This is a genomic window from Streptococcus vestibularis, from assembly GCF_900636445.1.
Lineage (GTDB): Bacteria > Bacillota > Bacilli > Lactobacillales > Streptococcaceae > Streptococcus > Streptococcus vestibularis.
The window spans coordinates 1,321,284-1,334,365 of sequence record NZ_LR134275.1 but is presented as its reverse complement, the minus strand read 5'-3'; the positions used below and the strand labels follow the sequence as shown (position 1 = coordinate 1,334,365).

Annotated in this window: 8 protein-coding genes; all 8 read left to right on the top strand. The window is 40.3% G+C overall.

Annotation, left to right across the window (positions count from 1 at the left end):
* Positions 1–35 precede the first annotated feature (35 nt).
* A complete protein-coding gene (locus tag EL076_RS06735) occupies positions 36–1,037 on the top strand; it encodes a sugar transferase (protein WP_126429775.1) in 1,002 nt (333 codons plus the stop codon).
* A gap of 558 nt (positions 1,038–1,595) precedes the next feature.
* Complete coding sequence (locus EL076_RS10620; protein WP_126429773.1) at positions 1,596–8,543, top strand: accessory Sec-dependent serine-rich glycoprotein adhesin; 6,948 nt, start codon at positions 1,596–1,598, stop codon at positions 8,541–8,543.
* 77 nt (positions 8,544–8,620) lie between these two features.
* Entirely contained in the window at positions 8,621–8,770 is a 150-nt protein-coding gene (locus EL076_RS06725) for a hypothetical protein (protein ID WP_197716136.1), read from the top strand.
* Positions 8,771–9,204: 434 nt separating this feature from the next.
* Entirely contained in the window at positions 9,205–9,768 is a 564-nt protein-coding gene (locus tag EL076_RS06715; RefSeq protein WP_064520102.1) for a sugar O-acetyltransferase, read from the top strand.
* A 151-nt stretch (positions 9,769–9,919) separates the two neighbouring features.
* Positions 9,920–10,297 carry a MarR family winged helix-turn-helix transcriptional regulator gene (locus tag EL076_RS06710; RefSeq protein ID WP_232009624.1) on the top strand — a complete coding sequence of 126 codons (378 nt, stop codon included), beginning with the start codon at positions 9,920–9,922 and terminating at the stop codon, positions 10,295–10,297.
* Between the two features lie 54 nt (positions 10,298–10,351).
* Positions 10,352–11,737, top strand: coding sequence for an MFS transporter (locus tag EL076_RS06705; RefSeq protein ID WP_048788419.1), 1,386 nt, complete (start codon positions 10,352–10,354; stop codon positions 11,735–11,737).
* Between the two features lie 157 nt (positions 11,738–11,894).
* On the top strand, positions 11,895–12,158 hold the full coding sequence (locus EL076_RS10330) for a hypothetical protein (RefSeq protein ID WP_064520097.1): 264 nt from the start codon (positions 11,895–11,897) through the stop codon (positions 12,156–12,158).
* Between the two features lie 406 nt (positions 12,159–12,564).
* On the top strand, positions 12,565–12,798 hold the full coding sequence (locus tag EL076_RS06690; RefSeq protein ID WP_064520095.1) for a type 1 glutamine amidotransferase family protein: 234 nt from the start codon (positions 12,565–12,567) through the stop codon (positions 12,796–12,798).
* Positions 12,799–13,082 lie beyond the last annotated feature (284 nt).

The following is a 13,082-nucleotide window of genomic DNA, read 5'->3' as shown; positions in this document are numbered from 1 at the left end:
AGGACTTCCTACTATATAATAGAAAGAAGTATGTCATGCGCGCACATTTTACAAATTTATTTGGCCAGTCCTCACGTAGTGTAGCTTTGATTGCCCAAAATGATACCATGAAGATTGCCAAAGAGCTCGGTGCTAATGAACTAGGAATTTATTTCTATGATAGTAGCCAAGAGCCAGATGGAGAGCTTAATTCCCGCTTTGATGGGATTGTAGCAGGACTGAGTGTTGGAGACATCGTTTTCTTCCAGTCTCCATCATGGAATGGTAGTGAGTGGGATAGCCGATTACTCCGTAAATTCAAGGCTGTTAATGCTAAGACTGTTATGTTTATCCATGACGTTCCACCTCTCATGTTTGATAGTAACTACTATCTCATGTCTGCTTATATTGACATGTACAATCTCTGTGATGTCGTCGTGGTGCCTTCTGAAAAGATGCGTGATCGTTTGATTGAGGAAGGGTTAACAGTTGAGAAGATTATCATCCAAAAACTTTGGGACTTACCTCACAGTCTTGACCTACACCAACCTAGTTTCCAGAAGAAGATGATTTTTGCTGGGAATCCAACACGCTTTCCACACGTTCTAGACTGGAAACAAACAACCCCTCTCCATGTTTATGCGGACAAACAAGAGGATAAGGATTATTCCAAAGTCCACCTCGAAGGCTGGCGAAATAAACATGAGCTTTTGCTAGAACTATCTAAGGGAGGATTTGGTCTGGTCTGGGGTAACTCAGAGAAACCAGAAGACGAACCCGACTACTATAAGTTGAATATTTCTTATAAACTTTCTACCTACTTGGCAGCAGGTCTACCAGTCGTAGTGCCTAACTATCTCTCAAATGCAGACTATATCAAAGAACATGGTCTAGGATTCGTCGTTTCAAGTCTGGAAGAAGCAGATCGCTGCGTTCAAGAATGTACTGAAGAGCAATATGCTCAGATGGTTGCTAACGCCAAGTATACTGCCTACCTCATTAGTCATGGTTATTTTACAAAGAAACTATTTATTGATGCTATCATGGCATTAAGTTAGTATTTAAAGGATTATCAGAAGTAATCCTTTTTTTTGCTACTATTCCGAGTATACATCTTGACTTTTCGAAAACTACTCAAATTATTTTTAATTTGTACTAAAGGATTTAAGGAAGATTCGTCTCATTAGGAACAATCTTAAAAAATACCAGCTAATAGACTAACAGATGTAAAGAATTTCCCTTAAATAATTGATTGTAATTGTGTGATAATTTATCAAAAGCGGAATTACAGGTCTGGCCTTTCTTACCAAACGTAAGAAAGATGAAGAAAAAGTGAAGACTTCTAAGATTTCATAAGTGACTCATTATCTTCTAATTAAGACAATTAAATCCCCCTATCGATTAGAATGTTTTCCTAATTGGTAGGGATTTTTTTATACTTTAACCCCAAAATATCAAATAGTTTTAATATATGTTGGATTTTCGATTATTGTAGTGTTTTTGAGGAGAAAAAGGATTTATAAGTTGATTGAAAGTAATCTTGAAATGAGATTTTTTGCTTAATTTTATGATAAAATTTAATGGAGTGTTTTATTCAAAGAATTAATGGAGAAGATATGTTTTTTAGAAGGAATGAAGGTCAATATCGTGAAACTGAGCGTGTGACACGTTTTAAACTGGTTAAGTCAGGAAAGCACTGGCTTCGTGCAGCGACGTCGAATTTTGGTCTTTTTAAGGTGCTTAGAGGGGGTGTAGATACTCCGTCTCTTAACACTCAACAGGTGGAGATGAATGAACATGCTTTTTCAGGTCAGACACTGCTCAAAGGAGTGTTTGCAACGGGAGCCATACTAGGTGGGACTGTTGCGACTCATGTGACTTATGCGGATGAAGTGACTGATCAGCCAATTTTGGAAAGTGAAGCAGGAGCTAGGGCTGATCTCTTAGCTACATCTGATTCAGTTGTTCTAGGGAACGTTGGATCCGTGATTAGCGCTCAAGAGAGTCAGGTAAATAGTCAAGAGTCATCTGAAACTGTGTCAAGTCAGAATTCGGAGGCTTCTTTGAATGAGTCCTTATCACGTAGTCAATCGATGTCAGTTTCTGAATTGACTTCAAAATCGACATCCTTGTCACTGAGTCTTTCGCTTTCTGCCTCCTTGTCAGATTCTTTAGTCTCTAAGTCGGAGTCAGCAAGTCAGACGGATTCTTCTTCTCGTAGTTTATCTGAGAGCATGTTGAGCGGCTCTTTGAAGAATAGCTCTAGCGAATCTGTTCAGTCAGTTAGCAAGAGTGATAGTAGTGATTCTAAAGATGGCGTGAATCTTGTGAGCTCGGAGTCTGCTTTGTTAAACGCTTCCTTAACATCTGAAGTTTTGAGTAATCGTCAGCTGTCTGATGCAACGACTGGTATGCTTGCCGCGTCGGTTGTGGCTGATGCTGAGCGCTTAGAACAAGAAAAGCGTCTCAAAGATTTAGCCTTAGAAATTTATACCTATAAAGCTCAAGCTGTTGATTTGCCAAATACGGATGCTGCTATTCTCAAGGGGGATAAAGCGCTGGATGCCATTCGTGTTAGTCTAGCTGATCGTGACAGTGATGTGACGCCTACGATTGCTCAGGCTCGTCAGGCTAGAAATAGTCTTGCTAATGCGGTGCTTCGTGCGACATCTGGTCAGCGTGATCCTCGTAATGGTTCTAGTATTGATGCTAATAGCAATCTCCGTGCACCCCAGTATAAATTAGGTCCGGCTAACAATGCTTTGATTTCAGTGTATAATTCGGACAGCATTAACCAGGCTTATAATGTTGTTGAAACGATTCCTACACGAAATAATATTAAAAGCATAGGCTACGCTTCTGGTAGTGATCGGGTGAATGGCATCATCGTACCTCAGACGTCGGCACTAAAAAATAGTGCTGTGGCTTTTAATATCTTTGGAACTGTTGGGGCTACTGAAGTAGTGACACCTGGGAAAATTTATAATCTTTCTTTTGTAGTGACCAATACAGCTAGGCAATCAGTGACGCGTACATTACGTATTCAGGTTTTACCGCAAAATGATGGCATTCGTAATCCGATTACGGCTGTGACAACGGGAACGTTTGTTAATGACACAAGTAATCTAGCTCAGGCTGAGAAAGATCAAGTTTGGGAGGCTTTTAAGGCTTCTAATCCGAATATTGCAACTTCGAAGGACTTCAAGGAGTACTCTGTATCAGCGTCTGGTGTGGTAACAATTACTTATAAAGATAACACCACTAATGATGTAACTGCTCCAGTGAAGCGACTAGCAGCACCAACTGTTGAAACGAGATTATTGGATAAGGCATATACACAGACACCTGTGACGGTGACGGGAGCCGAGCCAGGTTCTACAGTTGTTCTATACAATAATGACGACGAAGTGGGAACAGCAGTGGCAGATGCTTCAGGTCAGGCGGTTGTGACACCGACAGTTAAGTTACAAACAGGTAGTGTAACAGCCAAAGCTCGTATTATGTATGGTGATTATGCGGTGTATTCAGATGCCAGCAATTCCGTGGCTGTAACGGATGGAACACGTCCTGAAGTGACAGCTAAGTTGACTGTCGATGGTGTGGAACCTAAGTCAACACCTCTTGAAGGTGGTGGGAAAAACTATACTATCTATGCAGGCGATGACGCTGTATTGACCTTTACGGCTACAGATGACAGTGGCAAGCTCAAAGAATTGAAAGTCGTTGCAAGAGCTGACTTAAATGACAATGCCTTAAACGGGAATTTCTTTGGTGGCAGTCAGTATGGAACAGGGAATATTGCACCTATTACGGGTGATATTACAGCAACGACTGATAATCCAGCAACCCTTACAACGACCATTCATTTGAAGGATGATCTTTATCATTCCTTTCGAAATACATGGCAACGTAATGTTGCTGCTATTGACAATGCGTCAAATATGAATCGTCCAAATGGCTTGGGTGAGATTCGTATTACTCAGGGACGCTTAGCAGATCGTACACCAGGAGTGGCCCCAACTAGCATTATTCAGGTGACAAGTCTGACTGCCTTGACAGATTCGGATAAAACCAAAATTATTGCGGCAGTGTCGGCTTTGAATCCAGAGGTTGCAAACCGTATTAAGTCTTATACGGTTAATAGTAATGGTACGGTAACGATTACTTATAAGGATAGTACTACTAATGTTGTAGCGGTGAGATTATCGGATAGTGATTACAGTCAATCAGTTTCGCAAAGTACCAGTCAGTCTAAGCAAGAATCGATTTCACAAAGTCAAAGTGAGTCAGCAAGGCAGTCTGCTTCGACGAGTGCGTCTTTGAGTTCTGTGAAATCACAGAGTGTTTCAAGTTCCTTGAGTACATCTTTGAAGACTAGTATTTCTCAAAGTCAATCTGTTTCAACGAGTGCGTCATTGAGTACCGTGAAATCAGCGAGTGTCTCAAGTTCCTTGAGTGAGTCCTTGAAGACTAGCGTTTCACAAAGTGAGTCAGTCTCAACAAGTGTGTCATTGAGTGCTGAGAAATCACAGAGTGTTTCAAGTTCCTTGAGCGAGTCCTTGAAGACTAGCGTTTCACAAAGTGAGTCAGTCTCAACAAGTGCGTCATTGAGTGCTGAGAAATCACAGAGTGTTTCAAGTTCCTTGAGCGAGTCCTTGAAGACTAGCGTTTCACAAAGTGAGTCAGTCTCAACAAGTTCGTCATTGAGTGCTGAGAAATCAGCGAGTGCTTCAAGTTCCTTGAGTGAGTCCTTGAAAACTAGCGTTTCGCAAAGTCAATCTGTTTCAACGAGTGCGTCATTGAGTGCTGAGAAATCACAGAGTGTTTCAAGTTCCTTGAGTGAATCCTTGAAGACTAGTATTTCGCAAAGTGAGTCAGTCTCAACAAGTGCGTCATTGAGTGCTGAGAAATCAGCGAGTGCTTCAAGTTCCTTGAGTGAGTCCTTGAAGGCTAGCGTTTCACAAAGTGAGTCAGTCTCAACAAGTGCGTCATTGAGTGCTGAGAAATCAGCGAGTGCTTCAAGTTCCTTGAGTGAGTCCTTGAAAACTAGCGTTTCGCAAAGTCAATCTGTTTCAACGAGTGCGTCATTGAGTGCTGAGAAATCACAGAGTGTTTCAAGTTCCTTGAGTACATACTTGAAGACTAGTATTTCGCAAAGTGAGTCCGCTTCAGAAAGTGCCTCAATCTCAGAATCACAATCAGTATCAAATTCCGAGTCAGCGTCAGAAAGTACATCGGCATCCGAATCAGCAAGCACATCCGCTTCAGAGTCAGCGTCAACAAGTGCTTCAGAATCAGCGTCAGCAAGTACATCGGCATCCGAGTCAGCAAGTACGTCAGCTTCTGAATCAGCATCAACAAGTGCTTCAGAATCAGCAAGCACAAGTGCTTCAGAATCAGCGTCAACAAGTGAGTCAATTTCTAAATCACAATCAGTATCAAATTCAGAATCAGCCTCTGTAAGTGAGTCAGTTTCAGAGTCACAATCAGTATCGAACTCAGAATCCGCTTCAGTAAGTGCCTCGAACTCAGAATCGCAATCAGTATCAAATTCAGAATCAGCCTCTGTAAGTGAGTCAATCTCAGAATCGCAATCAGTTTCTAATTCTGTGTCTGCCTCAGAAAGTGCCTCTGTATCTACATCACAATCAGTATCAAATTCAGAATCAGCGTCAACAAGTGCGTCAGAGTCAGCAAGTACATCAGTATCAAATTCAGAATCAGCGTCAACAAGTGCATCAGAGTCAGCAAGTACATCAGCATCAGAATCAGCGTCAATAAGTGCGTCAGAATCAGTAAGCACATCGGCCTCAGAGTCAGCATCAACAAGTGCTTCTGTATCTACATCACAATCATTGTCAAATTCCGAATCCGCCTCTGTAAGTGAGTCAGTTTCAGAGTCACAATCAGTATCGAACTCAGAATCAGCGTCAACAAGTGCCTCACTCTCTGAATCACAATCAGTATCAAATTCCGAATCCGCCTCTGTAAGTGAGTCAGTTTCAGAGTCACAATCAGTATCGAACTCAGAATCAGCGTCAACAAGTACCTCACTCTCTGAATCACAATCAGTATCAAATTCCGAATCCGCCTCTGTAAGCGCCTCAGTCTCCGAATCGCAATCAGTTTCAAATTCTGAGTCTGCTTCAGAAAGTGACTCTGTATCTACATCACAATCAGTATCGAACTCAGAATCCGCTTCAACAAGTGCGTCTGTATCTACATCACAGTCTGTTTCCAACTCAGAATCCGCTTCAGTAAGTGAATCAATCTCAGAATCACAATCAGTTTCTAATTCCGATTCAGCGTCAGAAAGTGCCTCAATCTCTGAATCACAGTCTGTTTCAAACTCAGAGTCAGCTTCAACAAGTGAGTCAATTTCCGAGTCACAATCATTGTCAAATTCCGAATCCGCTTCAACAAGTGCCTCAATCTCAGAATCGCAATCAGTATCGAATTCCGAGTCATCGTCAGAAAGTGCCTCAATTTCCGAGTCACAATCAGTATCAGATTCCGAGTCAGCGTCAGTGAGTGAGTCAATTTCCGAGTCACAGTCAGTGTCTAACTCAGAATCAGCCTCTGTAAGTGCCTCAATCTCAGACTCGCAATCAGTATCTAATTCCGAGTCAGCGTCAGAAAGTGAATCAAATTCAGAATCACAATCAGTATCTAATTCTGTGTCCGCGTCAGAAAGTGCCTCTGTATCTGTATCACAATCATTGTCAAATTCAGACTCAGCTTCAACAAGTGAGTCAATTTCTAAATCACAATCAGTATCAAATTCAGAATCGGCTTCAACAAGTGAGTCAATCTCAGACTCGCAATCAGTTTCTAATTCTGTGTCTGCCTCAGAAAGTGCCTCAATTTCAGAATCACAATCAGTATCGAATTCTGCAAGTACATCGGAAAGTGAGTCGGTTTCAGAATCACAATCAGTATCGAATTCAGAATCAGCGTCAACAAGTGCCTCAATTTCCGAATCACAATCAGTGTCTAACTCAAAATCAGCGTCCGTAAGTGCCTCAATTTCCGAGTCACAATCATTGTCAAATTCAGACTCTGCTTCTGTAAGTGAGTCAGTTTCCGAGTCACAATCAGTATCAAATTCCGAATCCGCTTCAACAAGTGCGTCTGTATCTACATCACAGTCTGTTTCCAACTCAGAATCCGCTTCAGTAAGTGAATCAATCTCAGAATCACAATCAGTTTCTAATTCCGAGTCAGCGTCAGAAAGTGAATCAATTTCAGAATCACAATCATTGTCAAATTCAGAATCCGCTTCAGTAAGTGTATCAATTTCCGAGTCACAATCATTGTCTAATTCAGGATCAGCTTCAATAAGTGCCTCAATTTCCGAATCACAATCAGTGTCTAACTCAGAATCAGCGTCTGTAAGTGCCTCAATTTCCGAGTCACAATCATTGTCTAATTCTGAGTCAGCGTCAGAAAGTGCCTCAAATTCCGAGTCAGCGTCAGAAAGTGAGTCAGTTTCCGAGTCACAATCATTGTCAAATTCAGAATCGGCTTCAGTAAGTGCATCAGTTTCAGACTCACAATCAGTCTCTAATTCTGTGTCCGCGTCAGAAAGTGCCTCTATTTCAGAGTCACAATCAGTCTCTAATTCTGAGTCAGCGTCAGAAAGTGCCTCTATTTCAGAGTCACAATCAGTCTCTAATTCTGTGTCCGCGTCAGAAAGTGCCTCTATTTCAGAGTCACAATCAGTCTCTAATTCTGTGTCAGCGTCAGAAAGTGCCTCTATTTCCGAGTCACAATCAGTCTCTAATTCTGTGTCAGCGTCAGAAAGTGCCTCTATTTCAGAGTCACAATCAGTCTCTAATTCTGTGTCCGCTTCAGTAAGTGCCTCAATCTCAAAATCACAATCATTGTCTAATTCAGAATCGGCTTCAACGAGCGCCTCAATCTCAGAATCACAATCAGTATCAAATTCAGAATCCGCTTCAACAAGTGAATCAATCAGCGAGTCACAATCAGTTTCTAATTCTATGTCTGCCTCAGAAAGTGAGTCAATTTCCGAGTCACAGTTAGTGTCGAACTCAGAATCCGCTTCAACAAGTGTCTCAATCTCAGAATCACAATCAGTATCAAATTCAGAATCAGCGTCAATAAGCGCGTCCGAGTCAGCAAGCACATCAGCTTCAGAATCAGCGTCAACAAGTGCGTCCGAGTCAGCAAGTACATCAGCTTCAGAATCAGCGTCAGTGAGTGAGTCAATTTCTGAGTCACAGTTAGTGTCGAACTCAGAATCAGCGTCATTAAGTGCCTCAATCTCAGAATCACAATCTGTATCAAATTCCGAATCATCCCCAGAAAGTGAGTCAATTTCCGAGTCACAATCAGTATCGAACTCAGAGTCAGCTTCAACAAGTGCCTCAGAGTCGTCTTCTGAAGTTAAGGATCCTAAACAAAAACGTGGTAGCCATGCTCTTCCTAAGACAGGTGAGGAAAACTCATCATTATCAATGATATTTGGTGCTTTGGCAACTGCAACAGGTCTTGCTTTTCTTGCTAAACGTAAGAAAGATGAAGAACGTGAGGACTATTAGTAGTTTAGTATTGCAAAAGACATAACAATACTCAGAAAAGCACAAAAAATACCTCTATGTTAGATAACAATCTAGCTATGAGGTGTTTTTTATTTGGGAATGTTGAGGTGGTAGACATTTCTTACTGTATGTCCCATGCTCCAAAGGCTGTTAAAAAAGTAGCAATTTACGTTGCGGATAACTTTGTAGATGCCGTTACACATTTGGAAAACTTGTTAGATTTATGATGTTAACATTCAATATCTAGAATGAAAGTAGATTGGAATTAAGTCCTAATCTACTTTTTGTTATAACTTGATTGAAGTTGAGTAGCTTAGATTTAAAAGAAGATATGGTGGAAAACCATTTCGATAAGAACGGTGACACAGGTTCATCTGTTGATAGCATAACTAACATTAAGATGAGGAAAAAGCAAACAAAGGTAAATGAGGAAAATAATCAAAAGACCTGAAACACTCAGGCATGCCCAGATAGAAAGAAAATCTCAAGTTGCATAGAGAACTTGGTTTTTTTGTTAATGAACGGTCTGAAGGCTACGGAAATTACTAAATATGATAAAAGTATGAAAGGACTTTACTTACTTTTACAGCACACAATCGCTTGTGGTAACATATAGTTCTATACTAAAATATAGGAGAAGAAGTAAGAAGAGGAGAATGCCATGCCGACAGAATATGAAAAAATGATTGCAGGTGATTTTTATAAACCTAGCGATCCTGAGTTACGTGCTTTAGCAGCTAAATCTAGAGAAAAGCAAATGGCCTTTAATGCTGAACCTGACCGTCTCAAGAGGGCAGAGATTGTCAAATCTTGGTTTGGTTCTACTGGGAAAAATGTTGCTATGAACCCTCAGTGCGTTACCGATTATGGGGTCAATATCCATATTGGTGAAAATTTTTATTCTAACTGGAATTTGACTATGCTAGATATTTGTCCTATCACGATTGGTGACAATGCTATGATTGGTCCCAATTGTCAGTTTTTAACACCTCTTCATCCGCTTGATCCAACTGAGCGCAATTCAGGCATTGAATATGGGGCACCGATTACCATTGGCGATAATTTCTGGGCTGGTGGAGGTGTGATCATTCTTCCAGGCGTTACATTGGGGAATAATGTAGTAGCTGGAGCAGGGGCAGTCGTTACCAAGTCCTTTGGTGATAATGTGGTTCTAGGTGGGAATCCAGCGCGTATTATTAAGGAAATTCCTGTCAAAAAAGATTAAGTGAAGCAACTCAAGGATTTAAGTCCTTGAGTTTTTTCGAAATCTATTGAAAGTTGAGTGGAAATTTTTTGAAAAGTTATTGACATTACCTTCTAAAACTCTTATACTACATAACGCTAGTTAGCTAACAATATGGTTAAGGAGTTATTTTTTGGACCATTTTGGAGGCTTGTTGAAGCAAGCAAATAACAATATGTTGCGCCACTTGGATCAGTTTGCCAAACAATATGATTTGACTGGAAATCAGATGGCCATTATCGATTTTATAACCAATCATGCTAAGTATGAGGTATTTCAACGTGACATTGAGCACGAATTTGACATTCAAAGGTCAATAACAACAGTTCTCTTACAGCGGATGGAGAAAAAAGGCCTTATCGAACGACATACCTCATCGAAAGACGCTAGGCAAAAAGCGGTTGTTTTAACGGATAAGGCGGTGAAAATCGCGTCTGCCTGTCAATCCTATCTTCGTAAAGAAGAGAAAGAGTTTGCTCAGCAATTTTCAGCTGAAGAGAGATCTTTCTAAAAATCTTACAACACTATCGTAATCTTTAAGTTTATCAAGGAGGAATAAATACTCATGTCAGAAGAAAAGATCTCCATCAAGGTCTTGTCTGCTATCTTTGCGACAGGCATCCTTTCCTTTTGTGGAGTGGCTGGTGAAACAGCCATGAACATCACCTTCCCGATTTTGATGAAGGAATTTTCAGTAACAACATCAACAGTTCAGTGGGTCACAACCATCTACCTATTAGTCGTTGCTTGTGTGGTACCCTTATCAGCCTACCTCAAGCGTTCCTTTAAGATGAAATCTATCTTCCTAATCGCCAATCTGCTGTCGGTCTTGGGTGTCCTTATCGACTTCATAGCTCCTAACTTTGGCTTTGTAGTCTTGGGTCGCTTGGTACAAGGTCTGGGTGTCGGTTTTGCCCTTCCTCTCATGTTTAATATCATTTTGGAGCGGATACCTAGCCGTAAGATTGGTCTTATGATGGGGGTTGGTACACTGATTACAGCAGTTGCACCAGCCATTGGCCCAACCGTCGGCGGTCTTCTAACGACACATTTTGGCTGGCGTTCTATTTTTCTTGTTCAGTTTCCTATTCTCTTGGCTTCACTGATAGCAGGGCTTCGTTCCATTGAGCAAAAGAGTGAGGTTAAACGTGAATCTTTAGATATCCTCAGTCTACTGGCTATCATCTTTCTTTTCTTGGGCTTGATTTTAGGCCTTCATGGAATTGCTGATCATGCTTTCTTCAGTTTCTCAGTCTTAGGTTGGCTTTTGATTGGTATCTTAGGTCTTGTCATTTTGATTAGGCGTTCAATTAAATTGGATAATTCCATTATCAATCTTTCGATTTTGAAAAATCGTAAACTGACCGGTCATATCATAGCTTTCTTTTCTTTTCAATTGGGATCCCTTGCGATGAGTTTCCTCTTACCTAACTATGTTCAGTTGGTTAACCACTCTAATACAACTCTTGCCGCCCTGATGATTCTTCCGGGTGCATTGATTGGTGCAGGATTTGCACCATTCTCGGGAATTATTTTAGATAAGATGGGGGCACGTAAACCAATTCTGATTGGAGCAATCCTTATCGTACTTGCTCAGTTGCTATTTAGCGTGTTCGGTCTTTCTCTTTCAAATACTTTAATCCTCGTCTTTTACATGATTTTTATGACGGGGCTTGGAGTTGCTTTTGGTAATGTTATGACTAACGGACAAAAGCAATTGCCTTTGGACCAACGGGCTGATGCCAATGCTATTTTTAATACCCTCCAACAGTTTGCAGGAGCAGTAGGGACAACACTTGCTTCCCTCATCGTTGCCTTAAGTCAAACCAATCATAAGATTGACTTTGCGCAAGCAACGGCTCAGGGGAGTCAAAATGGGTTTAGGGTTTTACTTGTTTTAGCAGTATTCCAACTTATTGTACTTGTGAACGTTGTCAAAAAGAACGATTAATAATTAAAATGAAGCAAAGGAAACATGCTTTCCCTTGCTTTTTCTTTTTTAACCGTATACTAATTTTATTGAAAATTCTAGTTAGATTTAAAGTTTTTTATCTATAATAGACTTAAAGAAAAACAGTCTTCGATGAAGATGATAGAAGGAAAGATCAATGTCCTTACTCAGGAAAATTAGTCCCGAACAACCTCTAAAGAATCTGAGGTGGTTTGATATCGGTATTATTACGATCATTATGTTTGGTCAGTTTATTGTCCGCTCGCCCCAGATGTATATGGCTAGTCTATCGCCAACCATTTACACAACAATAAGTGAGACAGCGACAAATACGGCTAGTGAAGGAGCAGCCTACTCAAGTGAACTTACAGGTTATTCTCTTAGTCTTAGTGATCATTTATCTCTGGATATGTCATTTTGACTTTAAACAATTACCTATACGCCTAAAGTGGTATGTTCTCTTTTGGGTATCTTTTATTTTCACGATCATGGATTTCTTCGCTGATATGGTCAGCACTCTGTCAGGTCAGTATAATTACTTTAGCCCTCAAGTTTTAGATTTTATTAGCCCTATGGCCGTGCCTTAATAAGTTTCTGGCTTTCTTACCTAACCTATGGCTATTGTCTACGGATTGCTTGACGGTTTCTACGAGGAATTTTTCGTCCTAGGACTTTTGACTTTAGTTATCGGTAAGAGGTTTAGAAGTTCAATAGAACCTTCTTGTATAGGGGGAATATTTCTAAGTGCTGAGACATTTTCAATAAAAGCAGGCTTTTTACGAATAAGATAGTCAGTAATAAGAGGCAAAAAACAATTATATTATAGGGTGGAGTGCTTCGAAAAGGGAATTGGTGAGATTCCCATAGACTTTATTCATACACTAATCATTGAAACCGTTGGACCAGAAGTTGAGATTTTAGCTCAAGTCAATGGGGCAATCGTGGCAGCCAAGGAAAAACAAATGCTTGTCACCTCATTTCATTCAGAATTGACTGGTGATACAAGGGCTCATGCCTATTTTCTAGAGATGATTAGTCAGTCAAAAAAAGAAAAGCTTTGATTCAAATTTCATAATTTTTGTTCACACAAAAATCCAGGACTTGTGCCCTGGATTTAGGAGATTATGAAAAAGAAAAGTTTTAGGATGGTTATAGTATATAAAGCAAAGCCTAAAGTTTTCTTAAAGTAGGAGAAGAATTTTTGTGGTTAACAAAGAAAGTTGCTGTTAGCTAACTAAACATTTAGTAAACAATATGCTCACCAAATAATTTGTCATCACCAGTATTCAGTTACTAAAAAATCATTAAAATCTATAGAAGTAAACCTTCTAATTTAGTGATTATT